The 25,456-nt window shown below is 65.1% G+C and carries 20 protein-coding genes and 1 pseudogene; 9 read left to right on the top strand and 12 right to left on the bottom strand.

The window, feature by feature from the left end:
- Positions 1–135: 135 nt before the first annotated feature.
- Both G6P99_RS14660 and G6P99_RS14655 read left to right on the top strand, forming a co-directional pair.
- Positions 136–1,395, top strand: a complete 1,260-nt coding sequence (locus G6P99_RS14660) for an amidohydrolase family protein (protein WP_029078224.1) — start codon at positions 136–138, stop codon at positions 1,393–1,395.
- A gap of 257 nt (positions 1,396–1,652) precedes the next feature.
- Positions 1,653–2,867 (top strand): mandelate racemase/muconate lactonizing enzyme family protein, encoded by a 1,215-nt coding sequence (locus G6P99_RS14655; RefSeq protein ID WP_029078225.1) that lies wholly within the window; start codon positions 1,653–1,655, stop codon positions 2,865–2,867.
- Positions 2,868–3,024: 157 nt separating this feature from the next.
- On the opposite strand, the gene G6P99_RS14650 is transcribed toward G6P99_RS14655, so the two are convergent.
- From G6P99_RS14650 to G6P99_RS14640, 3 genes are all read right to left on the bottom strand, one after another.
- Positions 3,025–4,257, bottom strand: a complete 1,233-nt coding sequence (locus tag G6P99_RS14650) for an ABC transporter substrate-binding protein (protein ID WP_165128623.1) — start codon at positions 4,255–4,257, stop codon at positions 3,025–3,027.
- A gap of 106 nt (positions 4,258–4,363) precedes the next feature.
- Positions 4,364–6,403: a hydantoinase/oxoprolinase family protein gene (locus tag G6P99_RS14645; RefSeq protein WP_029078227.1), complete on the bottom strand. Its 2,040-nt coding sequence runs from the start codon at positions 6,401–6,403 to the stop codon at positions 4,364–4,366.
- 7 nt (positions 6,404–6,410) lie between these two features.
- Positions 6,411–8,063: a hydantoinase B/oxoprolinase family protein gene (locus tag G6P99_RS14640; protein WP_165128621.1), complete on the bottom strand. Its 1,653-nt coding sequence runs from the start codon at positions 8,061–8,063 to the stop codon at positions 6,411–6,413.
- Between the two features lie 265 nt (positions 8,064–8,328).
- Between G6P99_RS14640 and G6P99_RS14635 the strand changes: the two genes are divergently transcribed.
- The 4 genes from G6P99_RS14635 to G6P99_RS14620 are packed head-to-tail and all read left to right on the top strand — an operon-like array spanning position 8,329 to position 11,552.
- Positions 8,329–8,796 (top strand): DUF305 domain-containing protein, encoded by a 468-nt coding sequence (locus G6P99_RS14635; protein ID WP_029078229.1) that lies wholly within the window; start codon positions 8,329–8,331, stop codon positions 8,794–8,796.
- A 13-nt stretch (positions 8,797–8,809) separates the two neighbouring features.
- Positions 8,810–10,267 carry a YncE family protein gene (locus G6P99_RS14630; RefSeq protein ID WP_029078230.1) on the top strand — a complete coding sequence of 486 codons (1,458 nt, stop codon included), beginning with the start codon at positions 8,810–8,812 and terminating at the stop codon, positions 10,265–10,267.
- Positions 10,264–10,791: an RNA polymerase sigma factor gene (locus G6P99_RS14625; protein ID WP_029078231.1), complete on the top strand. Its 528-nt coding sequence runs from the start codon at positions 10,264–10,266 to the stop codon at positions 10,789–10,791. Before G6P99_RS14630 ends, G6P99_RS14625 begins: the two co-directional genes overlap by 4 nt.
- Entirely contained in the window at positions 10,788–11,552 is a 765-nt protein-coding gene (locus tag G6P99_RS14620; RefSeq protein WP_029078232.1) for an anti-sigma factor family protein, read from the top strand. The genes G6P99_RS14625 and G6P99_RS14620 overlap by 4 nt, the downstream gene beginning before the upstream one ends.
- A 96-nt stretch (positions 11,553–11,648) precedes the next feature.
- Here the strand turns inward: G6P99_RS14620 and G6P99_RS14615 are convergent, their stop codons facing one another.
- The 8 genes and pseudogenes from G6P99_RS14615 to G6P99_RS14580 all read right to left on the bottom strand — a co-directional run bounded on the left by G6P99_RS14615 (position 11,649) and on the right by G6P99_RS14580 (position 20,352).
- Positions 11,649–12,884, bottom strand: coding sequence for an MFS transporter (locus G6P99_RS14615; RefSeq protein ID WP_029078233.1), 1,236 nt, complete (start codon positions 12,882–12,884; stop codon positions 11,649–11,651).
- 146 nt (positions 12,885–13,030) lie between these two features.
- Positions 13,031–13,875 (bottom strand): annotated as a pseudogene (locus tag G6P99_RS14610) (CmcJ/NvfI family oxidoreductase).
- 365 nt (positions 13,876–14,240) lie between these two features.
- Positions 14,241–15,182 carry an ABC transporter substrate-binding protein gene (locus G6P99_RS14605; RefSeq protein ID WP_165128619.1) on the bottom strand — a complete coding sequence of 314 codons (942 nt, stop codon included), beginning with the start codon at positions 15,180–15,182 and terminating at the stop codon, positions 14,241–14,243.
- A complete protein-coding gene (locus G6P99_RS14600; RefSeq protein ID WP_029078235.1) occupies positions 15,179–16,273 on the bottom strand; it encodes an LLM class flavin-dependent oxidoreductase in 1,095 nt (364 codons plus the stop codon). Before G6P99_RS14600 ends, G6P99_RS14605 begins: the two co-directional genes overlap by 4 nt.
- Positions 16,274–16,306: 33 nt before the next feature.
- Positions 16,307–17,479 (bottom strand): acyl-CoA dehydrogenase family protein, encoded by a 1,173-nt coding sequence (locus G6P99_RS14595; protein WP_029078236.1) that lies wholly within the window; start codon positions 17,477–17,479, stop codon positions 16,307–16,309.
- Positions 17,473–18,270, bottom strand: a complete 798-nt coding sequence (locus tag G6P99_RS14590; RefSeq protein ID WP_029078237.1) for an ABC transporter ATP-binding protein — start codon at positions 18,268–18,270, stop codon at positions 17,473–17,475. Before G6P99_RS14590 ends, G6P99_RS14595 begins: the two co-directional genes overlap by 7 nt.
- Entirely contained in the window at positions 18,264–19,280 is a 1,017-nt protein-coding gene (locus G6P99_RS14585; protein ID WP_029078238.1) for an ABC transporter permease, read from the bottom strand. Before G6P99_RS14585 ends, G6P99_RS14590 begins: the two co-directional genes overlap by 7 nt.
- Positions 19,258–20,352, bottom strand: a complete 1,095-nt coding sequence (locus G6P99_RS14580; protein WP_029078239.1) for an ABC transporter substrate-binding protein — start codon at positions 20,350–20,352, stop codon at positions 19,258–19,260. The genes G6P99_RS14585 and G6P99_RS14580 overlap by 23 nt, the downstream gene beginning before the upstream one ends.
- 476 nt (positions 20,353–20,828) lie before the next feature.
- Between G6P99_RS14580 and G6P99_RS14575 the strand changes: the two genes are divergently transcribed.
- The gene (locus G6P99_RS14575) at positions 20,829–21,815 is read left to right on the top strand and encodes an ABC transporter substrate-binding protein (RefSeq protein WP_156928347.1); all 987 of its coding nucleotides are present in this window, start codon (positions 20,829–20,831) and stop codon (positions 21,813–21,815) included.
- A 312-nt stretch (positions 21,816–22,127) separates the two neighbouring features.
- The gene (locus G6P99_RS14570) at positions 22,128–22,907 is read left to right on the top strand and encodes an SDR family oxidoreductase (protein WP_029078241.1); all 780 of its coding nucleotides are present in this window, start codon (positions 22,128–22,130) and stop codon (positions 22,905–22,907) included.
- Positions 22,908–23,070: 163 nt separating this feature from the next.
- Here the strand turns inward: G6P99_RS14570 and G6P99_RS14565 are convergent, their stop codons facing one another.
- Positions 23,071–23,370 carry an HU family DNA-binding protein gene (locus G6P99_RS14565; protein ID WP_021077434.1) on the bottom strand — a complete coding sequence of 100 codons (300 nt, stop codon included), beginning with the start codon at positions 23,368–23,370 and terminating at the stop codon, positions 23,071–23,073.
- A 432-nt stretch (positions 23,371–23,802) separates the two neighbouring features.
- On the opposite strand from G6P99_RS14565, the gene G6P99_RS14560 reads away from it, so the two are divergent.
- The gene (locus tag G6P99_RS14560; RefSeq protein WP_029078242.1) at positions 23,803–25,416 is read left to right on the top strand and encodes an ABC transporter substrate-binding protein; all 1,614 of its coding nucleotides are present in this window, start codon (positions 23,803–23,805) and stop codon (positions 25,414–25,416) included.
- Positions 25,417–25,456 lie beyond the last annotated feature (40 nt).

Here is a 25,456-nt window from a genome sequence, read left to right as displayed (position 1 = left end):
CGCAAAACTCTACAATCCGGTCGGCAAAGTGTATGCATATTTTTTGGACAATCTGACTGACAAACTGCACACAATCTGGTGCTGCCGCTTCCCTGCCCTTCCGCTAGGCTGAGACCAACCTGAAATCTGCTCTCGATGATTGCGAAACCTGCCTTCGACCTGGTCTTCCGTCATGCCGTGACGCGCACCTCCGCGTCGACGGTCGATATCGGCGTCGCCGGCGGCCGGATCGCCGCGATCGCGCCGCACCTCTCCTGCGAGGCCGTCGAGATCGACCTCGCGGGACGGCTGGCGCTGCCCGGCTTCGTCGACACCCATATCCATCTCGACAAGGCCTGCCTGCTCGGCCGCTGCGGCCACGACCATGCCGGCGTCGCCGAGGCCATCCGCGCGGTGGCGGCGATGAAGCGCGACTTCACGGTCGAAGACGTCTATGCCCGCGGCGCAAAAGTGATCGAGCGAGCGATCACCGCAGGCACCACGCGGATGCGGACCCATGTCGAGGCCGACCCGCGGATCGGGCTGCGTGGCTTCGAAGCGGTCAAGGCGCTGAAGCGCGACTATGCCTGGGCGCTCGATCTTTCTCTTTGTGTCTTCCCGCAGGAAGGCCTGACCAACGATCCCGGCACTGATGAGCTGTTGGTCGCGGCGCTCAACGACGGTGCCGAGGCGATCGGCGGCTGTCCTTATGTCGACAGCGATCCGAACGCGCAGATCGCGCGCATCTTCGACCTGGCGCAGCAGTTCGATATCGATGTCGACCTGCATCTCGATTTCGACCTCGATCCCTCCTGGTGGCACATGGAGGAAGTCTGCCGGCAAACCGAGCGGCGCAACTATCACGGGCGCGTCGCGATCGGGCACGCGACAAAACTCTCCGCGCTGCCGCCCGAGCGGCTGAAGACGGCGAGCGCGCGCCTCGCCGCGGCCGGCGTCGCGGTCACCGTACTGCCGGCGACCGACCTCTATCTGATGGGGCGTGAGGCCACCCACAATGCGCCGCGCGGCCTCACCGCCGCGCATCGCCTGGTCGCCGATGGCGTGCTGTGCTCGGTCGCGACCAACAATGTGCAAAATCCCTTCACGCCGTTCGGCGACGCGTCGCTGCTGCGGATGGCCAATCTCTACGCCAATGCCGCGCATGCCGGGATCGGCGAGTTCGATGCCTGCCTCGATCTCGTCACCGAGCTGCCGGCGCGGCTGATGAATCTCAGGGATTACGGCATCGCAGTCGGCAACCCCGCCGACATCGTCGTGCTCGACACCGACAGCGCAACCAACGCGATCGCCGAACTGCCCGACGTGCTCCTGGGCTTCAGGCGCGGCCGCAAGACGTTCGAACGGCAAAAGCCGACGCTGTTCCGGCCTGTGACTGCTCTCCCCCCGTCATCCTGAGGAGCCGCGAAGCGGCGTCTCGAAGGATGCGCGGCCCCGCCCTTTCCGTACGGAGAAAGCCGGGCCGTCGACCCTTCGAGACGCGCGCAAGAGCGCGCTCCTCAGGGTGACGGGACAGCAAAGCGAGCTAACACCAACGTCCGTATGTCGCAGCACCCACCTGTACGCATTGTCGCCCTGCCCTGGCGCGAATTGACGCGTCAGGCGATCCGTTGTTGGTATCCGCCCAACACCAACAACAAGCCGGGCAGGAAACCATGAGCATATCACCCACGATCAAAAGCGTCGAAACGCTCGCCTGCGATGCCGGCTGGCGGAATTATCACTTCGTTAAGGTGACGACGTCAGACGGGCTGGTCGGCTGGAGCGAATATGACGAGGGCTTTGGCGCGCCCGGCGTCACCGCGGCGATCGAGCGGCTGTCGGCGCGGGTGATCGGCAAGAACGCCTTCGAGCATGAGCGGATCTATGTCGAGCTGTTCGCCGCGACGCGTCCCGCCGCCGGCGGCGTGGTGGCGCTGGCGTTAGGTGCCATCGAGAACGCGCTGCTTGACGTCAAGGCCAAGGCGCTCGGCGTGCCCTGCTACGATTTGCTCGGCGGCAAGATCCGCGACCGCGTGCGGGTGTACTGGTCGCATTGCGCGACCTGGCGCATCAATCATCCCGACTGGTACAAGCCGGCGATCACCGACCTCGACGGCGTCAAGGCGATCGGGGCCGAGGTGCGCGAGAAGAAATTCTCGGCGATGAAGACCAACATCTTCGTCTACACCGACGGCAAGCCGATGGGCTGGCGACCCGGTTTCGGCGCGCCGTTCCAGCCCGAGATCAATGTCGACCGCACGGTGCTGCGCAATCTCTGCATGCATCTGGAGGCGATCCGCGACGGCGCCGGGCCGGATGTCGATCTGCTGCTCGACCTCAACTTCAACGCCAAGACCGAAGGCTATCTCAAGATCCTGCGCGCGATCGAGAAGATGGACATGTTCTGGGTCGAGATCGACACCTTCAACCCGCAGGCGCTCGGCTACATCCGCCGCCAGAGCCCGCACCCGATCTCGTCATGCGAGACGCTCTTGGGCTTACGCGAATTCCTGCCCTACTTCACCGAGCAGGCGATGGACGTCGCGATCATCGACACGCCGTGGAACGGGGTCTGGCAGTCGATGAAGATCGCCGCGGCCGCCGAGCATTTCGAGGTCAACGTCGCGCCGCATAATTTCTACGGCCACCTCTGCACCATGATGAACGCGCATTTCTGCGCGGCGGTGCCGAACCTGCGCATCATGGAGACCGATATCGACCGCCTGGCCTGGGACCACGAATTGTTCACCCACGTGCCGGAGTTTATCGACGGTCATCTCGTGATCCCGGATCGACCGGGCTGGGGCACCGAGCCGAACGAGGAAAGCCTGCGCGCGCATCCGCCGAAGAACAAGGGCGGGTTGTTGAATTATGGGTTGAAGAAGTAGCTCTCCCCACGCCGTCGTCCCGGCCTAGTGCGCAATTGCGCACGGGAGCAGGGACCCATAACCACCGCTCTGCGATGTGAGCGGTATCAACGCCCCAGCGGAGCAAAATAACTTCCAGTTGGGTAATGGGTCCCGGCCTTCGCCGGGACGACAAGAACTAATTATCGTCCCGCACGGTCGTGAACGCGCTATCGACCACGTCGCCGATCGGCTGCCAGGCGTTGCCGTCGAACTGCACCAGCCGCATCTGCTTGATCGGGCGGAAATCCTTCGGCCCGGTGTTGATCACGATCCCGGGCAGCGCGATCGGGCTTTGATAGTCCTTCAGCGAGGCCGCCTGCCGCATGATGTTCTCGCGGGAGAAATCATCGCCGCATTGGCGCAAGACCTGGTGCAGCGTATCGGCGGCGGCATAGCCGAACATGGCGTAGATGTCGTCCTTGCCGCCGTCGGGGAAATATCTGTCCATGAAGTCGGACCACGCCTTGATATGCGGATCGTCCTTCCAGGAGGCGTCGCCGGCGTCCTTGAGGAACGAGGTCGAGATCACGCCGAGTGAATTCTGCAGGCCGGCCGGCTGCAAGGCGCTGGCGATCGAGGCCGACGCATTGTCGAGGATGAACACCGGATGCCAATCCATCCCGGCCACGATGCGGATCGCGCGCGCCGCGATCGCCGGCGCGCCGTCGAACACCAGGATGTCGGCGCCGGAGTCCTTCAATATCCCGAGCTGGTTCTCGATCCTGGTCTCCGACGCGTCGAAGGCGAGATCGGCGACGATCATGCCGGCAGTGTCGCCGAGCCCCTCCTGCAAACCCCGGAACAGATCGCGGCCGAACTGGTCGTTCTGCCAGAGCACCGCGATCTTGCGCGACGGATAGGCGGCCTGGATGTAATTGGCGTAGATCCGCCCCTCGGCGCGGAAGGTCGGCTGCCAGCCCATGGTCCAGGGAAACGTCCTCGGATGCGCCCATTCCTCGTCGCCGGAGGCGACGAATAGCTGCGGGATATTCTTCTCGTTGAGGTACTTTCGCACGGCGAGGTTGCTCGGCGTGCCGAACGAGCCGAACATCAACAGCACGTCCTGCTTCTCGACGAGATCGCGGGTCTGCTCCATCGCGGTCTTCGGATTGGAGCTGTCATCGACCGATACGAATTTGACCTTGCGGCCGTTGATGCCGCCATGCTCGTTGACCATGTCGAAATAGGCCGCTTCCGCCCGCCCGATGGTGGCGAACGCAGCGAGCGGCCCGGTGTATGGCATCACATTGCCGACACGGATCTCACCGCCGGCGGCTTGCGGCGCCTGCTGCGCGGCGAGCGGCGCCGCCGCGAGCATCGCTGCGAAGACAAGAGATATCGAAAGCGCCGTTTGTCTTTTTGTTTGCATCAACATCGCCACAAACGCCGGCAGCGACCGGCGCTCCTCCCGAGGACTCGACCTTATCGCCCAAGGCAACACCGGGACAATGAAATGTTGATGGCGGAGGCTCACCTCAGCGCAATGTTATGTCGAGCCATCCCAACGCATTGACCGCGACGCGGTCGCCATTGCCGACCAGAACCGTCGTGGTTTCGGCCTCGATAATCGCCGGGCCGGCCAGCGAATGGCCGGGCTTGAGATCGTCGAGCGCATAGACCGGCACCTCGCGCCAGGCACTGAGCCAGGCCTGCCGCTTGCCGCGCGGCGCGCAGGGCACAGCTGACGCAGCCTCGCCGACATCGCCGCCGCCGCGCGCAACCTTGCCGACCGCGGCGACACGGGCATTGACGAACACCACCTCCTGCCCGCGCGAGGCATAGGTGTAGAGTTCCTCGTGGCGGCGATGGAAGCGGTCCTCGATCTGCGCCACCAGGTCGGCGGCGCCGAGATCGAGGTCGCCAAGCGGCACATCGATCTCGAACACCTGCTCGCCATAGCGCATCTCCGCCGAGCGCTCGATCGCGATATCGCCCTTGAACCAGTCGCGCAGCCGGCCAGCCGCCTGCTCTTCGAGTCCGGCGAACAGCTTACACACCTCATCGGCGGAAATCCGGCCCGCGCCATAATGGGTGCGGCTGACCTCGTAACGCAAATCGCTGGTCAGCATGCCCCAGGCCGACAGCACGGAGGCAACCGTCGGCACGATGATGCGCTTGATCTCGAGCTCGCGCGCGACCTCGGCGGCATGCATCCCGGCGGCGCCGCCGAAGCTGAGCAGCGCGAAGCGCCTGGGATCGACGCCACGGCGCAGCGTCATCAGGCGGATGCCGTCGGCCATCTTCAGATTGATCATCTTGTAGATGCCGGCGGCAGCCTCGATCCGCGACAGCTCCAGCGCTTCGGCAATCCGATCGACGGCCGCTTCCGAGGCCGCGCGATCGAGCGGGCGTGCGCCGCCCATGAAGGCGGCGGCATCGAGATAGCCGAGCACGACATTGGCGTCGGTGACCGTGGCCGCGGTGCCGCCATTGCCGTAGCAGGCCGGCCCCGGCACCGAGCCTGCGCTCTCCGGCCCCACGCGCAGCGTGCGGCTGCCGTCGACACCGGCGATCGAGCCGCCGCCGGCCGCGATGCTGGCGATGTCGAGGCTGCGCAACGCGATGCGCTGGCCCGCCAGCATGCCGTCGGCGGAGAGCGAGGCCTCGCCGTCTGCGATCAACGAAATGTCGGTCGAGGTGCCGCCCATGTCGAACGGCACGAGGTCGGGAATCCCAAGCATCTCCGCGCAGCGGCGGCTGCCGGAGATGCCGCCGGCAGGACCCGACAGCACGGTGCCGGCAGCGAGCCGCGAGGCCTCTTCCACCGGCGCCATGCCGCCATGCGACAGCACCACGAACAGCGAGCCCTTGAAGCCGGCTTCATGCAGGCTGCGTTCCAAATTGGTGAGATAGCGCCGCACCGTCGGTTCGACATAGGCGTTCACGATCGTGGTCGAGACGCGCTCATATTCCTTGATCTGCGGCAGCACGTCACTGGAGCGCGACACGCTGACATCGGGCAACTCCCTGGCGAGCCGTTCGACCGCGGCGAGCTCATGCGTCGGGTTGAGATAGGCGTGCAGGAAGCAGACCGCGACCGAGTTGGCGCCGGAGCGTTTCACCTCGGCGATGACCTCGCCGAGGGCTGCGGCATCCAGCGCAACCGCGGCACTGCCGTCGGCCTTCAGCCGCTCGCGCACGCCGAAGCGGCGCTCGCGCGGCACCAGCGGCTCCGGCGGCGGCGTACGCAGGTCGTAGCGATCCGGCTTCAACCCTTCGCGCATCTCGACGACGTCGCGATGGCCCTCGGTGGTCAACAGCGCAACCCTGGCGCCCTTGCGTTCCAGCAGCGCGTTGGTCGCAACTGTCGTGCCGTGCACCAGGCGATCGGTCGCGGCCAGCATTGCCGCGCGCGTCACGCCGAGCCGGCGCGCCAATTCCTCCAGTCCCGCCATGACACCGATCGATTGATCGGCCGGCGTGGACGGTGATTTCGCGAAAACCGTGCGCCCGGTTTTGTCAGTTGCAACCAGGTCGGTGTAGGTGCCGCCGACGTCTACCCCAATCGTGTACATCGCTGCCCTATACCGCTTTCGAAACCAGACCCTGCGCGGTGTCGCGCGCCCGCGCCTCCGCCGATCGCTTCTCCGGCGGACCCCAGCCGCCGCCACCGGAGGAGCGGATCTCCAGGCAATCGCCGGGACGCAGCTCGATGCCGACCTCCTTGGTCTTGAGGACGCGCGGCTCGCGTCCCTCAGACAGCAGCCGGTAACGATGCGGCTCGCCGTCCTTACCGCCGAGCATGCCGCAGGGGCCGTGGCGCGCGCCGTCGCCGGCGGTGTTGCCCTTGGCGGGCTTTGCCGTCTCCGGCACCATGTCGAGCGCGACGCCGAGCCCGCCTCGATGCTGGCCGTCGCCTCCGGAATCCGGCCGGAATTCGTGCTGGCGGAAATGCAGCGGAAAGCGCACCTCGGCGACCTCGATGCTGCCGAATTTGAGGCCACCGACCGAGTGCCACTCGCCGATCGATGAATAGCCGTCGCCGCCGGGCGATGCGCCGCCGCCGGGCCGCGCCTGGAACATGTGCCAGATGAAGTTACGCCCGTTACGCGGGTCTTCGCCCTGAATCGCGATGCGGAATCTGCGGCCCCAGCCGCCCATCACGCGGTCCGGACAGGACGCCGACATCGCCTTGATGATCGCTTCGACGATCTCGTTGGACGGATGGCTGGTGCACAAGGTCACGGGACGGCCGGGATCGGCCCACACAATCGTGCCCTGCTTCGCCACCACCTTCAGCGGCCGCAGCGCGCCGGTGTTTTTCGGGATGTCGGCATCGATCAGATAGGCAAAGGCCATCGCGACCGCGGCCTGCATGTTGGCGTGCGAGGAGTTCACAAAACTGGTCGATTGCGGATCGGAGCCGGTGAGATCGACCTCGATGTCACTGCCTTTCTTGGTCACTTTGGCCGCGATCTTGATGTCGGTGCGGCCGTGGCCGTCATCGTCGAGCAGCGCCTCGCCGTAGAACACGCCGTCCTTCCAGGTCGACACCACGGCGCGGGTCTGCTGCTCGGTGGCGTCGAGAATGGCCTCGATCGCAGCTTCGACCGTCTCGGCGCCGAACTCGCTGAACAGTTTTGAGACGCGGCGCTCGCCGAGATGTGCAGCGCCGAGCATCGCCGCGAGGTCGCCGCGGAATTCCCTGGGATTGCGGATGTTCAACGCCAGAAGGTCGAGCAGATCCTCGCGCGGCTTACCGGCCTCGTAGAGTTTGATCGGCGGAATGCGAATGCCTTCCTGATAGATCTCGGTGGCGGCCGGATTGTAGGCGCCGTGGGTGGCGCCGCCGATGTCGCTCTGATGCGCACGCACGATGGTCCAGAGCAGCCGCTTGCCGCCATCGAACACCGGCACGAAGGCGGTGAGATCGGGCAGATGGCTGCCGCCCTGATAGGGATCGTTGAGCAGGATGACATCGCCCGGTGCGACATCCTTGAAGCGCTCCTCGACCGCGAGCGTCGCCCACGGCAAGGCGCCGACATGCACCGGGATGTGATCGGCCTGCGCGATCAGCCGCCCGCCCGTGTCGCAGATCGCCAGCGAAAAATCGCGGCTGGAATTGAGGATCTGCGAATAGGAGGTGCGAAGCATGGCTTCGCCCATTTCCTTCACGATCGACGACAGGCGGTGCTGGACGACGGAGCGGGTGATCGGATCGATCTTGGCGGACATCTTGGCCGTTGTTGGCGCCCGGATGGCGCGGGGAGGATCGGGGAACCGGCCCACCGGAACCGGAATTCCTTCTTATAGCCAGCGGCTTGCCGATCGCAAATCGGTCGGCTCGGCGGCAACGGGTCATTCCGTCGATCAGCAAGTCGTGATCGAGAAGAGACTACCCGGCGACGGAATAGAACTCACGCTGCTGCGTCCCACCCATGCAAGCCGGCCCCGAGGCCGGACCGCTCGGGCTTCCCCGACAACCCCAGGGTAAACGTAGATGCTTCCTCGATCCTTCAGACCCGCTCTCGCGCCGCTCGGCGCGTCCGTCCTGCTCGCCTTTGTCGCCGCCGCGGCGTTCGCGCAAGACGCCCATCATCCGGACCAGACCGCGCAGTCGACTGAGGAGAGCGCCTTCCTCGCGGAAAACGATGCCGCGATGACCAAGATGATGAATGACATGGCCGCCAAGCCGAGCGGCGATATCGATCGCGACTTCGTTGCGATGATGACGCCGCATCATCAGGGCGCGATCGACATGGCCGTGATCGAGCTCCGCTACGGCAAGAACGAGCAACTGCGGCGGATCGCGCAGGAGATCATCGTCGAGCAGCAGCAGGAGATCGACGCCATGAAACTTGCGATCGGTGATCCGGTCACGGCATCCGCGCCCGCCCCGACGCAGCCGAGCGCGGCGCCCGCCGCGGCTCACGATCACATGAACATGTCCCACGGAATGAAGAACTAGGAGTTTTCGAACGATGAACCGTCAAGTCCTGAAGTGCCTGCTGGCCACGACCGTGCTGGCGATATCGAGTTCCGCCTTCGCCGGACAGGCGCCGGACGCGGCATCCTCGCCCGACATTGCGATCAGCCATCACGACCGCGTCTATGCCGCCGAGCAGTTCTCGAACACGGTGTCCGTCACCGATCCGGTCGACAACAAGCTGCTCGGCGTGATCCGGCTCGGCGATCCGCAACCGGGCAATTTCAGCCCACTCTACAAGGGACAGGTGCTGGTTCACGGCATGGGCTACTCACCCGATCATCAAACCCTTGCGGTGGTGTCGATCGGCTCCAACTCGGTGACCTTCATCGACACAGCAACCAACTCGGTCAAGCACACCACTTACGTCGGGCGCTCGCCGCACGAGGCCTTCTTCACGCCCGACGGCAAGGAGGTCTGGGTCACCGTTCGCGGCGAAAACTACATCTCGGTGATCGACGCAAAGACGTTCAAGGAAACGATGCGGATCGAGGTGCCGGCCGGACCGGGCATGCAGATCTTCTCGCCGGACGGCAAGTACGGCTATATCTGCTCGTCGTTCAATCCGGAGACCGACGTGGTCTCGGTGGCCGACCATCAGATCGTCGGGAAAGTGAAGCAGGAAAGCCCGTTCTGCCCGAACATCGCGGCTTCACCCGATGGCGAGCAGGTGTGGTTCACGCTGAAGGATACCGGCAAGACGCAGGTGTTCAACGCCAAGCCGCCGTTCAACCCGATCAAGACCATCGACACCGGCCCGATCACCAATCACGTCAATTTCGCCAGGACCTCCAAAGGCACATTCGCCTACGTGACCATCGGCGGTACCAACCAGGTCAAGGTGTTTCGAACCGACGACTTCTCGGAAGTCGCGACCATTCCCGTGGGCAATCTCCCGCATGGTGTCTGGCCGTCCGGCGACGGCACAAGGATCTATGTTGGTCTCGAGAATGCCGATGCGTTGGCCGCGATCGACACCGCGACCAACAAGGTGATCGCCAACATCCCGATCGGCCAGGCGCCGCAGGCCATCGCCTATGTGCCGAACGCCGCGCCGAATCCGGATGACCGCCAGAACCTGCAGGCGCTCGGCGTCGCCGGCCAAGCCGCCCATCTCGCGCTCGCGCCGAAGAAGAACGCCAAGAGTGACAAGCCGCCGACCAGCGTCTCGCTGTTCGACCAGGGGCTGATCCAGGTGCTGCAGGCATCGGTCACCGGGCTCGAACCCAAGCAGCACTACGTGCTAGGATTGGCCGAACGTGCCGATGGCACGGGATCGGTGGAGCCTCTCGCAGCCTTCATGACCAATCCCGCCGGCTCCGCCATCGTCAACGTCACGGGACCGATCCGCCAGATCGTGCAGAGCGCAGCCAAGGCCGAACGACGCTATCTCGTCATCACGTCAGGCGAACCGACGAAGCTCGGCGCGGTCATTCAGGTGCAAACGCCATGAACGACATGCTGCGCCTGGTCGAGCCGCTGATACCCGCCTTGCGGCGGTATGCGCGGGCCCTGGTCCGCGATCACGCGGCGGCCGACGACCTGGTGCAGGACTGCCTCGAACGCGCCGTCACTCACTGGGAGCAGCGGCGGTCGGACAATCCGCGGCCGTGGCTGTTCGCGATCCTGCATAATCTCGCCATCAACCAGTTTCGCCGCGCAACGGGACGCGGCGTCCATGTCGCGATCGACGAAACCAACGAGGATACATTCGGTCAGGAGGCGGAACAGGAGCATAAGGTGATGTATCGCGATGTCATGGCGAAGCTCGCAAAGCTTCCGCATGACCAGCGTGCAGTGCTCCTGCTCGTCGGCGTCGAGGATCTGTCCTATGCCGATGCCGCGAAGGTGCTCGGTGTGCCGATTGGCACGGTGATGTCGCGCCTGGCGCGCGCCCGCGAGCGGCTCCATCACGAGCTGGAGGGGACGTCAGGCCAGCTGAATCATAATATCGTGCAGTTGCGGAACAAGACATGAGCAATCGACCCATCACCGAAGACGATCTGCACGCCTATGTGGATCGCGCGCTCGAACCGGAGCGCGAGGCGGAAGTCGGCGCCTATCTGGAGAAGCATCCTGATGTGGCCAGGCGCATAGAAGCCTACTCCAATCAGCGCACCCTTCTGCGATCGGCATTGCTGCCGATTGCCGAGGAGCCGCTGCCGCCGCAGCTCAACCTCGCCAGGATGATCGAGAGCCCGCGCCGCCGTCCCGCGTCATGGCGCTGGGCCATCGCGGCCATGCTGATGATTTCGATCGGCGGCCTCGGCGGCTGGGTGATCCGTGGCGCGACGCTGGCGCCAGCCGGCGGGATTGCAGCGCTCGCTGAGGAAGCGAGCGATTCCTACAAGGTGTACGCCTCCGATCGCACGCGGCCGGTCGAGCTGCGCGACAGCGCCGAGCTTGTGCAATGGGTCTCCAACCGGTTGCGTCAGCCGGTCAAGCTGCCGGACCTGACGAAGTCGGGCTATCGCTTCATGGGCGGACGCGTGGTGCCGACCGCGCACGGCCCTGCGGCGATGTTCATGTACGACGACGATCGCGGCGACCGGCTTGTGGTCCTGACCCGTCCGATGACGTCAGACAAGAACGCCGCGATGGCCCCGCATTCGGGCGGTGACGTGGCCGGCCTGTCCTGGGCTGACGATGGCACAGGCTACAGCCTCGTGGGGCCACGCGGGCTCGGTGCCTTGAAACCGCTTGCCGACGAAATCCGCAAGCAGGCGCAGACGATCTAAAGCGTTTTCGAGCGAAGTGAACGCCGGTTCGCGTGAAGAAAACGCGTCAAAACAAAAAAACAGAGCATCGGTCCTGATTCAATCAGAACCGATGCTCTAGGCCCTGGTGTAAACCAGGAACAACACGATCCCGATCACCAGCGCACCGGCGATGAACAGCAGCACCGCCGGCAGTCCGAACAGCGCCGCGACGCCGGCGGTGCTCGATTGCAGCAACGCCGCGCCCAGGAAGAAGGCGAGATTGACCGACGACAGCGCCTTGCCGGTGTTCTGGGCGTCGACCAGCTGCCGCGTCATGCCGTAGATCAGCGGCTGCGCCGAGGTCGCGAGCCCGATCAGGATCAGCAGCACCAGATCATATTGCGACGGCATCACGGCAACGCCAAGCAGGTTCGAAACCGGGAAATGCGGCGCGCCGGCCGCCATCAGCACGAGCAGCAGCGCGGCAACGGCATGCGTTGATGCCACCATGGCGCGGCGATGTCCGAACTTGCGATCGAAGGCGCCGATGCAGGCCGGCCCAACGATCATCGCCAGCGTGAACAGGCCGAGCACATTGCCGGCCTCGATGCGGCTCAACCCCTTCACATCCATCAGCCACGGCCCGCCCCACAGGCCGCGCAGCACCAGCGAGGCGCCGAGCGACACCAGCGACAGTGCGATCAAACCGCGCAGGCCGCGCGACAGGCCGAGCCGCAGCACCTCGGCCATCTGCTGCAGCGGCGAGGAATCGTCCGCATGCGCTGCCGGCTGCCGCGGCACCAGTGCAAACACCGCGATCAGCACCACAATGCCGAAACCGGCAGAAACCCAGAAGCCGGCGCGCCAGCCGAACTGATCGACCACGAAGGCCAGCGGGCTCGCCGACAGCAGCATGCCGATATTGCCGATCGAGAGGATCAGCCCGGACCACAGGCCGAACTTCGCCGCCGACATCTGCTTGGCCGCCAGCGTCATCGGGCACATCAGCATGCCCGAGGTGGCGACGCCGAGCATGAATTGTCCGAGCACGAAGCTGGCAGGACCCGTCGCAATCGCCGAGACCAGTGTTCCGACCACGGTGCCGGCAAGCAGGCTGAGCGACACCGGCCGCACGCCAAAACGGTCCATCGCGGCGCCGACCGGGATTTGCGAGGCGGCAAAGGAGAAATGATAGATCGAGGTGAGGCTCGCCAGCGCCTGCGGCGAGGTGCCGAAATCCCGCGCCATCAGATCGAGGCTGATCGCCGGGATCGTGCGCAGCAGCGTCGACAGCATGTGGCCAGAGGCCAACGCCAGAAGCGCAAGAACCAGGGCGCGGAAACCGATCCCCGCCTCTTCCTTCGTCACCACGCCATCCACGAATCGCCTCTTCCCTGAGCGCTTTCGGGAGGGCGTAACACTATTGGGTGCGGGGTGCCAACTTTAGAGGCAGTGCAACTTTACCTCCCCCGCAAGCGGGAGAGGGAGCGCACCTATCTCGCGGCTACTCTTCACCCTTACTGCTTATGGAACACCAGCGTACGCAGCTCGATGCTCTCGCGCGGCGCGGCGTCCGCCGGCGTGGTCGGATCGACAAACGCCGTGTGCGGCCCAAATCGCGTGCGGCCGTCGGTCGCCGAGTCGTAGCATTTCAGCAGGATCGCCTCGTCCGGCGTCATCTCGGGAATGTAGAACCAGCGATGGTTCGGATTGTACTTCACCGAATAGGTCTCGCCGCTGCGGTTCGGATAGATCAGGTCGGAGGCGATCAGATCCTCCGGCGCCACCGTGGTGCCGTCAGCCATCGCGAGCGGTGAATCGCGCAGGGGACCGCGGATCGGACGCCACAGGTTGATCACCTGGACGCGCCCCTTGACGAGTTCATTGGCTTCATTGGGCAGGTGCTCGAACACGCGGTTGTGGCCGGAGATTGCGGTCTGGTCGACGTGAACGCGCGTCGCGGGCTGGCGCGGGCCGCCGCCGCGGATATCCGCTGCACCCTCGACGCGCTTGCGCACGGTATGGTCGAAGACGAAGACGCGGTCCGCCTTCAGCGTCGCCTTCAGGAAGGCTTCGACGGCGGGGTAGTAGACGTTGCGGACTTCGTTGTCGTCGTAATAGTCCTTCACGCTGGTCGGATGCTTGACCAGCGCAAAGCCCTCGCGGTCAACGAGAAACTGTCGGCGATCAGGCGGCCGTCAAAGATCGGAACGTTGTGGGCTTCGGGCAGCGCGGTGGATTTGGCTTCGCCGGGCGGCGGATCGAAAGCGTAGGTCCGGGGCTTGCCCGGCGTCGGTGCGAGATAGTTCAGTTCAGCGGTCACAAACGGCAGCGACTCGATGCGAGTTTGTTGAAGGCCCATGGTGATCTCCCGGACTCGATTGTTCGTCCGTCTGATCTTGGCAGCGCCGGTGGGTACGACAAGGCCGCGGCGAAAATAGCAACGTTGCGGTTTTGGAAGGCGCCGAACGGGGAAAATCCTTGCTGGGCGGCGCTTGCGGACCGAATGGATGTTTTGAGGGATCACGGATTCGTTAGCGGCGCGTTGACCAGATCGCTTCCGCAGACCGATCACCTCTCCCGCTTGCGGGGGAGGTCGGATCGCATCGCCAGATGCGATCCGGGTGGGGGCTCTCTCCACGATATGACACGCGGAGAGAGCCCCCACCCCGGCCCTCCCCCGCAAGCGGGAGAGGGACTGCAATGCCGATGCGGCGCTTAAGCGCGCTACAACCCCGCGCCCTTCTCCACGGCTGCGCCAAACGACCGGTCGACGATGTCGGCGGCGCTGACCTGCTGCCGAATCAGGCCCCAGCGGTCGTAGAGATCGATGGTCTTCTGCTCGTCGGCCACGACGCCGTCGTCGATCGGCGCGATGCGGATTTTTGCCCGCGTCAGCCAGTTCAGCGGCACTGCGGGCGGGATGTTCATCAGCCTGCCCCAGGTCGCCGCGTACCCCTCGACATTGTTCTGCGACCAGGCGCGCGCGGCCGCGAGGCGGCGCACGAAATCCTCGAGCTCGGCGCGCTTGTCCTTGATCGCGTCAGGTGTCGCGACCTGGAAGCCGAGGCCGGGCGTGATGCCGTCGGCCGTGATGACGCGGCGCGACTTGAACAGCACCTCCTCCTGGCTGACATAGGGCTCCCAGGTCGACCAGGCGTCGACCGAGCCTTGCGTGTAGGCGACCTTCGCATCCGACGGCGCGAGGAACACGATCTGCACGTCGGCCGCCTGCCATCCCTTCGCTTCCAGCGCCGCCAGGATCAACTGATGGCCGATCGAGCCGCGGCCGGTTGCGATCTTCTTGCCGCGCAGATCGTCAAAGCTCTTGATCGCGGAGTTCTCCGGCACCACGATCGCGAGCCCGTCGCGCGACTGCCTGACAGCCGCGATCGCCTTGACCGGAATTTTCGCGGCGGCCGCAAAGGTGAACGGCGCGTCGCCGACCAGGCCGGTGTCGATCGCACCCGCCCCTAGCGCCTCCAGCAGCGGCGCCGCCGCGGCGAACTCCTTCCATTCGATCTTGTAGGGAACATCCTTGAGCACGCCGGCTGCTTCCATCACGGCCTGCGAATTGCCCTTCTGGTCGCCGACGCGCAGCGTGGTCTGCGCGAAGGCTGCATCGATGCTGGCGAGCGCAAGCGCCGCCGCGACAATGAGACGGATCATTCGGCCGCGATCCCCCGCTGCTGGTCGCGTGCTTCGATCAGCCTGCGGGTCAGCGGGATCAGCTCACGGCCGTAGTCGATGGCATCGACCAGCGGATCGAAACCGCGGATCAGGAAGTGGCTGACGCCGAGATCGTAATAGTCGGCGAACACCTCGGCGACCTGCTCGGGCGTGCCGACCAGCGCGGTGGTGTTGCTGTTGGCGCCGGTGAGTTTTGCGATCTCGGTCCACAGCCGCTTGTCGATCCGGGTGCCCTGATCGGCGAGCGCCAGCAGCCGCTTGGCACCGTCGGTCGCGTGGTTGGGGCGGCGATAACCGGTCTGGTCCTGCAGCGCGGTGGCGCGCTCGAGGATATGCTCCGCCTTCGCCCACGCCTTCTCCTCGGTGTCGGCCAGGATCGGCCGCACCGACAGGCTGAAGCGCGGCGTCGGCCGGCCATGCCTGGCCGCAGCGGCGCGCACCCGCGCGGTGACGTCGCGCACCTGGGCGTAGGATTCACCCCACAGCGCGAAGGTGTCGGCGTGCTTGCCGGCGACCTCGACCGCGGCGTCCGAGCCGCCGCCGACGAAGGTGTAGATGCCGCCCTTCTGCAGCGGCTTCACCTGCGAGAAACCGTTCTCGACGTTGTAATACTTGCCGCTGTAGTTGAACGGCTTCTGGCTGGTCCATTCCAGCCGCACCACGTCGAGGAATTCGCTGGTGCGGGCGTAGCGCTCGTCCTTGTCGTCGAGCGTGTTGCCGTCCTGGCGCAGCTCGATGGCGTTGCCGCCGGTGATGACGTGCAGCGAGACGCGGCCGCCATAGAACTGATCCAGCGTCGCGAGCTGACGCGCCAGCAATGTCGGCGCGGTGAAGCCCGGCCGCTGCGCGATCATCACCTTCAGCTGCTTGGTGATGGTCAGCACATGCTGCGCGACCTGCAATGCGTCCGGCGTCGTCGAGTGGAATGCCAGCAGCGCGCGATCGAAGCCGGCGAGCTCATGGGCCTTGGCGACCGTCTCGATATAGGGCGGATCGAGCACCGGGCCTGTGCGGACGATGGTCTCGGAGGCATTGTTGTTGGTGATGAAGCCGATGAACTCGACCGGCATGACGGGAAACTCCGTTGTTGTTGGCTATTGTTTTCAGACGCCCAGCGCGGAGCGTCCGGCGGAGACACGGGTGGCATCGTCCTGCGGGGTATGGACGCGGCCGCACAGCACGTCACGGTAATGCCGCTCCAGCGGATTGGTTCGCGACAGGCCGTGATTGCTGGTCAGCGACAAGGCATCCTCCACCACTGCTGCGGCGTTATTGGTCACCGTCAGCTTGATGATGTTAGACTCGATCGCGGAAAGCGGGAAGCCGTCATCGAAATCGGTTGCAAAGCTGTCGATCAGGCGGGCATTGACCGCCAGCCGCGCTTCAATCCCGCCGACAACCTCCTGCATGCGCGGCAGCGTCGCCAGCGGCGCGCCGAGATTGGCGGGCACCCGTTCCTTCAGGAATTTGACCAGCCAGTCGCGGGCCGCACGGGCGATACCGTCATAGATCGCGGCGACGAAGATCGCGTGCACGGTCGCATGGGTGACGTCAGGAACCTTCCAGTCGTCGGGCTTGCGGACGTCGATCTCGTAATCCAGCGGAAACAACACGTCGTCGAAGACCACTGTGTGGCTGCCGCTGGCGCGCAGGCCGAGATGATCCCAGCTTTCCTCGATCCGCGTTCCGGGAAGCCCGGCGGGAACCAGAAACAGTCCGACACGGGTCTCCGCCTCGTCGGTCTTCGCCCAGACCGCGTACCATTTCAGGATCGGCGCGCCGGTCGAATAGATCTTGCGGCCGGTCAGCCGCCAGCCGGTCTCGGTGCGACGCGCCGTTGTCGCCGGCAGGCCGCCGCGCGCGGGCGAACCGAGCTCGGGCTCGACGCGCAACGCATTGATCAACGCCACGCCCTCGACGGTCTCCTTGGCGAGCTTGCGCGACAGACGGGTGGGCCAGCGCGTGCTGCGCGCCATCACCAGATGCTGGATATAATGCATCGACAGCACCAGCGCGGTCGACGGATCGGCCTTGCCGATGATGCCGAGCACGCGGGTGGCATCGCGGGCGCCCGCTCCGCCGCCGCCGAGCGCCGCCGGCACGGTCAGCGCCAGCAGCCCTTCGCGCGAAAGGTCAACGAAATTCTCGAACGGAAAGCTGGCGTCGCGGTCATGTGCGGGTGCACGCGCGGCAAATACCTCGGCAAGCCGCAACGCGCGCGCGATGTGCTCCGGCTCGTTCGCCGGCGGCAGCTCCCTCGCCGCTGTCGTCACCATGTCGCCTCCAGCCCGAGCAGACCGAGGATCTGCTTGCGCAACTCGGCCAGATAAGGATCGCCGCGATGCCGCGGGTATGGCCGGGCGACAGCGATGTCGGCCTTGATCCGCGCCGGCCGGTCGGAGAGCACGATGACGCGGTTGGCGAGCACCAGCGCTTCCTCGACATCATGGGTGACCAGCAGCGTGGTAAAGCCCTTGCGCTGCCACAATGCGACGAGCTCGGACTGCATCGCGATCCGCGTCAGCGAGTCGAGCTTGCCGAGCGGCTCGTCGAGCACCAGGATTTTCGGATCGTTGACCAGCGCACGCGCCAGCGCCACGCGCTGCGCCATGCCGCCGGAGAGCTGGTGCGGATAGGCATTCCGGAACGACGACAGGCCGACCAGCTCGATGACAGCATCGACCCGGTGCCGCTGCGCCTTCAGGATGCCCTGTGCCTCAAGCCCGAGCGCGACATTGTCCCAGACCGAGCGCCACGGAAACAGCGTCGGATCCTGGAACACGACGACGCGCGACGGATGCGGGCCGGCAATCCGCACTTCATCCTCGCGCAGCGTGCCGCTGCGCGGCTTCTCCAGCCCGGCCACCAGCCGCAGCAAGGTCGACTTGCCGCAGCCCGACGGACCGAGCAGCGCGACGAACTCGCCCGGCGCGATCGAAAGATTGACATTGTCGAGCACCGGCAGAACAGCTCCGTCGATGTCGAAGGCATGGCTGACGCCTTCGATGTCGAGCTCGGCGCCGACCGCGGGATAGGTGATCGCCTCGGCGGCGGATTGCACTACCATTTGACGACGCCCTTCTGCCAGACCAGCAGGCGGTCGCGGGTGCGGAACAGCAGCGTGATCGCGCCGGAGCAGAGCAGCGACATCACGATCAGCGCCGCATACATGTTGGCATAGGCCGCCCAGCCTTGCGCCCATTGCAGGTACCAGCCGAGCCCGGCCTTGACGCCGATCATCTCGGCGACAACGAGCACGGCAAAGGACGAGCCGAGCCCCATGAACAGGCCGACGAACACATGCGGCAACGCCGCCGGGATCGCGACCTTCAGCACCAGGAATGAGGGCTTGGCGCCGAGCGTGCGCGCGACGTCGTAATAGGCGCTGCTGACGCTGGCGACACCCGACCAGGTCAAGACCGTCACCGGGAAACCGGTGGCGAGCGCGATCAGGAAGGTCGAGGCGCTCCAGCTCGACGGGAACGTGAAGAAGGCGATCGGCAGCCAGGCGGTGGCCGGCAGCGGGCCGATGAAGCGCAGCACCGGATGCACCCAGTAGCCGATCTTCTGCGACCAGCCGATCGAGACGCCAGTCACGAAGCCGACCGTCGCGCCGATGACGTAGCCGCCGAGCTGCAGCTTGATCGAGGCGAACACGCTGTCGAGCAGTTTCGGCAGATCGTCGGTGTAGACCTCGAGGATCGACTGCGGCGGCGGGAAGAACGGCAGCGGCAGCCAGGCGAATTTCGCGGTGGCGACCTCCCAGAGCGTCACGAACGCGCCGAAGGCCACCAACCATGGCGCCCGCTTGCGCAGCGCCTGCCCGGCGCTGCCGAGATAATCGGCGGCAAATGTGCCGAACAGGATGAAGGCCGCGATCACGATGGCGCCGATGCCGAGCGACGAGGTCCGCGACCAGTCGCCGACATCAGGCCAATACAGGCACGACAGGCCGAAGGCGAGCCAGGCGAGGCTCGCCGCGAGCCCGACGCCATAGCTGCCGGAGAGGTTCGAGAACGTGACCGTGGCGCGCGGCGCGGCCGCGGCCGTCGTGTCAGACACTGAATACGTCGACATAGATCCGCTCCGCGAATTTGGCCGTGTCGGTGCTCTGCTTGAACACCTGCACCGATTTCAAATCGTCGGCGTAGCCCTTCAGTTCGCTCTTGAGCACCGCGCCGGTCGGATGATGGTGATGGGTGTGGTAGCGCGCCATCGCCTCGAGATCGGCGAGGCTCGCCGCCTTCGGCGCATAGGGCTGGAACGATTTCGCCGCCTTGTCCGGGTTCTGCGAGGTGAACATGGCGGCATCGAGCAGCGCCTGGGTGACGGCGCGCGCGACGTGAGGCTCTTCCCGTACCAAACTGCCGCGCAGGCCGACGATGCAGCAGCTCTTGTCACGGTACTCGCCGTCGAGATTGGAGGCGACCTCCTTGTACTGCGCGTCCTTCAGCCAGAGATAGGCCAGCGGGTCCGACGACAGGAAGGCCTGCACCTCGCCCTTCTCGACCGCGACATTGAGCAGGTTGCCGGGATAGGCGCGCCAGTCGACATCCTTGACCGGGTCGATGCCGAGCTTGGAGAGCTGGATCGAGAAGAAGTTCTTGTCGGGTCCGGCAAGGTCGCCGACCGCGACAATCTTGCCCTTGAGATCGGCGAGCTTGTCGACGCCGGAGCTGGTGCGGGTCAGGACGCGCATGCAGCCGCCGTGGGTGCCGGCGGCGATCTTGACGTCAAAGCCCTGCTCCAGCGGCTTCAGCCAGCGCAGCGCCATGCCGAGACCGGCGTCGCTCTTGCCGGTGGCGATCGCCTCCAGCAGCTGGTCGGTCGAGCCGGAATAGTTGACGAGCTCGACGTCGAGGTTCTGCTTCTGGAAGAAGCCATGGTCGATCGCGACCGGCAGCGGCGCGAGGCAGACCGCGCCGGCGTTCCAGGACAGTTTCAGCTTGCGCGGCGCGCCGGTCAGAGGCGGCGCATCGGATACGGTCTTGCAGATCGGGAATTCCGAGAAGTCGATCGCCGGCGTGATCGCCCGCGGCGCGAAGGCCTGCGCGCTATAGGCCCCGATCGGCGCGCCAAAGGCCGCAGCGGCGCCCGCACGCAGCAATGTGCGGCGATCCATCACCGTCTTCTTGTTGTCGACAGACATGTTCACTCCTGCATTTCGGCAAGGCTCCGCCCCGCGCGCAAAACGTCGTCGTCTGCGCGCCCCGTCGTTCGAAGCTCATGGTTTTAGAAAAAGCGGATTTCTCCGGCGCTATTGCACTCAAAGCAACGCGCAAATGATGCGGCGCGACAAGTTCATCGTCAATGAAATGGAATTTCGAATGTTGTCGGCGCGACAGCTGATATCTCCACGATCGCATCGCGCAACGATGAAAGGATTTTGCTGTTATCGCGACGCGCGACATGCGGCGTCGTCACCGCGACTGCATCAAATTTGAGCGTTTTGCGGCCGCGTGCGCGATGTCTTCTACGCGCGGCACGCTTGACGAGATCATCCTTGCCGTGCGGGGAGCGAATTCAGATTTCCGTTTCGTTGACGGCGAACGGCTTGCTCATAGACTCGATCAAACGCTGCCGCGCGTTCCGCCGCGCAGCGAACTTCTCGGAAAGAAAAGTCATATGCGCAAACTGACCCGCTCGGGCCCTCCTTATACCTTCACCCGCCGCACCGCGGCCGCGCTGTTTGCCGCCGCGATCACGCTGTCGACATCAGCAGCGGCGTTCGCGACTGACGCGATCGTGCTGCGGGTCGGCGACCAGAAGGGTGGCAACCGCTCGCTGCTCGAGATTTCCGGCCTCGCCAAGGGCCTGCCCTACAAGATCGAGTGGTCGGAATTTCCGGCCGCAGCACCGATCCTGGAGGCAATCAATGCCGGCGCGCTCGACGTCGGCTACACCGGCGACCTGTCGTTCCTCACGGTCTATGCGTCGGGCGCGCCGATCAAGGCGATCGGCGGCACGCGCTCCGACGCGCGGACGCAGGCGATCCTGGTGCGTGGGGATTCGCCGATCAAGACGGCGGCCGATCTCAGGGGCAAGCGGCTCGCCGGCACGCGGGGCGGCTGGGGCCAGTTCCTGATCAACGCGACGCTGGAGAAGGCCGGCAGCAAGATCGAGGATGCTACCTTCGCGCCGCTCGGCCCGGTCGACGCCAAGATCGCGCTGCTCGCCGGCTCGATCGACGCCTGGGCGGTGTGGGAGCCCTGTATCTCGTATGCCACGCTGAAGGACAACGCGCGGGTCGTCGCCGACGGCGAGGGACTGACGCCGACCATCACCTTCATCGTCGCCTCCGACAACGCGATCGCGACCAAGCGCGCGGCGGTGCAGGATCTGGTGCAGCGGCTCAACAAGGCGCGGCTGTGGTCGCTCGACCATGTCGCCGAATACGCCAGGAACACGGCCGAGCTGACCAAACTGCCGGAGGACGTGCTGCTCGCCGCCTACACAGCGCAGAAGACCTCACCGATCGCAATCGACGAGGCCGTGGTGAAGGAAGTGCAGGCCGCATCCGATCGCGCCACGCGCTACGGCATCCTCGGCAAGACGCTCGATGTCAGCAAGGCCGTCGACCGCAGCTTTACGGCGGGCGCAAGCTTGAACTAGCGGCGTCTTCACCTCCCCTTAAAAAGGGGAGATCGGTTTGCGCAGCAAACCGGGTGGGGATCCTGCCTCCGCAGACGCCAGCGCCCGCGGCGAGCAACCCCCACCCGCCCTCCCCCTTTCAAAGGGGAGGAAGCCTGAGCGGCGGTGCTCACCTCACTTGGCATTCGTCCGCGCCCCATAATGGAGACATCCGATGTCCGGCCCGCTCCATCTCGCACTAATCGTCACGGCACACCTGCTCTGCATGACCTTGTTGGTCGCATTGTCGGTTTGATAGCGTTCTCGCCGGGATCATGCCCAGGGAGAACAACAATGAACCTATCAATGAAAGACCGCGTCGCCGTGGTCACCGGCGGCAGCAAGGGCATCGGGATTGCGGTTGCGCGGCGGTTTGCGGAATCCGGCGCCAGGGTCGCGATCCTCGCCCGCGGCGCCGCCGACCTCGCCGCGGCGCGCGAAGCGCTTGCCAGGGATGGCCTCGTGGTACGCGATTACGTCTGCGACGTCGCGAAGGCCGCCGACATCACCAAGGCGCATGACCGGATCGTGGCCGATCTCGGCAAGATCGACGTGCTGGTCAACAACGCCGGCACGGCGCGCACGCTGGCTTTCGAGAGCATCAGCGACGAGGACTGGCAGGAGGACCTCGACCTGAAGCTGTTTGCCGCGATCCGCTTCAGCCGGCTTGTCTGGGGCGGCATGAAGCAGCGCAAATGGGGCCGCATCATCAACGTGCTCAACACCTTTGCCAAGGCGCCGGCCGGCAATTCCGCGCCGACCTCGGTGTCGCGCGCCGCCGGCATGGCGCTGACCAAGGTGATGGCCAACGAAGGCGGCGAGCACAACATCCTGGTCAATGCGCTCCTGGTCGGCCTGATCATGAGCGATCAATGGGTCAAGCGGCACGCCGCCCAGGCGCCGGACACGGATTTCGGGGAATTCGCCAAGGGTCTTGCCAAGGGCACGCCGCTCGGCCGCATCGGCACGGCGGAGGAGTTCGCCAACCTCGCCTGCTTCCTGGCCTCGGAGCAAGGCTCCTACATCACCGGCACCGCCATCAATGTCGATGGTGGCCGATCGCCGGTGGTCTAGAGCTCCGGTTCCGGTTCAACCAGAACCGAAGCTCCAGATTTTGCTTTGGCGCGTTTTCTTCACGCGAACCGGTGTCCACTTCGCTCGAAAACGCAGCTGGCAACCTACGGCAGGAAGCGACGGCTCAAAAGCAAAAGGCCTCCGTCACCGGAGGCCTTTCATCTTAAACCGCGTCCTTGGCGGCCTTGACCGGCCGAGCGCGGACGATCTTCCGGGCCGGCTTGGCCTTGAACATCATCTCTTCGCCGGTGAAGGGGTTGGTGCCCTTGCGCGCCTTGGTCGCAGGCTTCTTGACGACAACGAACTTCGCGAAGCCGGGGACGAGGAATACCCCGGCCTTCTTCAGCTCCTTGTGGCCGACATCGACAAGCGAGTCCAAGACGTTCTTGACGTCGCGCTTGGAGAGTTCGGTGGTGGTCGCGATCTTCTCGATCACTTGCGACTTCGACAATTGGGTAGCCATGGTTGCTCCATTGATTCTGGAATGGGCACGATATGGCGGAAAACGCCGAGAAAAACAGTGTTTTCTGCACTCCCCACAGCAATATCGCTGTGGACAGCCCCCGAATCAGGGATTTTTCCAGTGTTTTTTCAAGTCAAGGTGCTTCCGACCCCTAAAATTACAGGGTTTGCGCGGCTTCGGGGCTCCCGAAACAGGCCCCCGAGAGAATCACCGCACACACCTTGAAGCGTCCGGGAGCGACAATGCGGCGCGCAATTCGGGTTGCGACGCGCTGCGACACGCCACTTCAGGTTTCGGAAACGATCCTCCAAAAGGGCGAGGCATTAGAAAATGACTCGGGTTCCCATTCCATCGTAACATCGTCAAAGGCCGCCACAACCGACCAGCTGGCCGGCCGATACGTGCCCTTATGTAAGTTCTGGAGACCCGCGTATGGATTTGACCCGCCTTGAGATTAACCGCCGCACGGCCCTGCTGACCTCGGCCGCGATTGCGGCCAATGTCATCAATCCGATGCGGGCATTCGCGCAGGAAACCCCGCGCAAGGGCGGCGTGTTCAACGTCCATTACGGCGCAGAGCAGCGCCAGCTCAACCCGAGCATCCAGGCCTCGACCGGCGTCTACATCATCGGCGGCAAGATTCAGGAGAATCTGGTCGACCTCGACGCCCAGGGACAGCCGATCGGCGTGCTCGCCGAGAGCTGGGAGGCGGCGCCTGACGGCAAGACCGTCACCTTCAAGCTGCGCAAGGGCGTCACCTGGCACGACGGCAAGCCGTTCACCTCGGAGGACGTCGCTTTCACCGCGATGAACATGTGGAAGAAGATCCTCAACTACGGATCGACGCTGCAGCTGTTCCTCACCGCGGTCGACACGCCCGATCCGCAGACCGCGATCTTCCGCTACGAGCGGCCGATGCCGTTGAACCTCCTGCTCCGCGCCCTGCCCGACCTCGGCTACGTCTCGGCAAAGCATCTCTATGAGAGCGGCGACATCAGGCAGAACCCGACCAATCTGGCGCCGGTCGGCACCGGCCCGTTCAAATTCGTCAAATATGAGCGCGGGCAATACATCATCGCCGACCGCAACCCGGACTATTGGCGGCCGAACGCGCCCTATCTCGACCGCATCGTCTGGAAGGTGATCACCGACCGCGCCGCCGCGGCCGCGCAGATGGAGGCCGGCGAGCTGCACTACAGCCCGTTCTCGGGGCTGACGATCTCGGACATGGCGCGGCTCGGCAAGGACAAGCGCTTCATCGTCGCGACCAAGGGCAATGAGGGCAACGCCCGCACCAACACCATCGAGTTCAACTTCCGCCGCAAGGAACTGTCCGACATCCGCGTCCGCCGCGCCATCGCGCATGCGGTCAACGTACCGTTCTTCATCGACAATTTCCTCGGCGATTTCGCCAAGCTCGGCACCGGGCCGATCCCCTCGACCTCGACCGACTTCTATCCCGGGCCGAACACGCCGCAATATCCATACGACAAGGCCAAGGCGATCGCGCTGCTCGACGAGGCCGGCTTCAAGGCCTCCGGCGGCAACCGCTTCTCGCTCAAATTGCTGCCGGCGCCGTGGGGCGAGGACATCTCGCTGTGGTCGACCTTCATCCAGCAGTCGCTGGGAGAAGTCGGCATCCAGGTCGACATCGTGCGCAACGACGGCGGCGGCTTCCTCAAGCAGGTCTATGACGAGCACGCCTTCGATCTCGCGACCGGCTGGCACCAGTACCGCAACGACCCCGCGGTCTCGACCACGGTGTGGTACCGCTCCGGCCAGCCCAAGGGCGCGCCGTGGACCAACCAGTGGGGCTGGGAGGACAAGACCGTCGACAAGACCATCGACGATGCCGCGACCGAAGTCGATCCGGCCAAGCGCAAGGCGCTCTATGCCGATTTCGTCAAGGAGGTGAACACCGAGCTGCCGGTCTGGATGCCGATCGAGCAGATCTTCGTCACCGTGATCACGGCCAAGGCGCGCAACCACTCCAACACGCCGCGCTGGGGCTCAGCGAGCTGGCACGATCTCTGGCTTTCGGCCTGAGGCTCCTTCTCCCTCTCCCCGTTCTTCACGGGGAGAGGGT

This window comes from Bradyrhizobium sp. 6(2017) (genome assembly GCF_011058295.2).
GTDB lineage: Bacteria > Pseudomonadota > Alphaproteobacteria > Rhizobiales > Xanthobacteraceae > Bradyrhizobium > Bradyrhizobium septentrionale.
The sequence above is the reverse complement of the archived record's forward strand: the minus strand, read 5'-3'. Positions and strand labels throughout refer to the sequence as shown.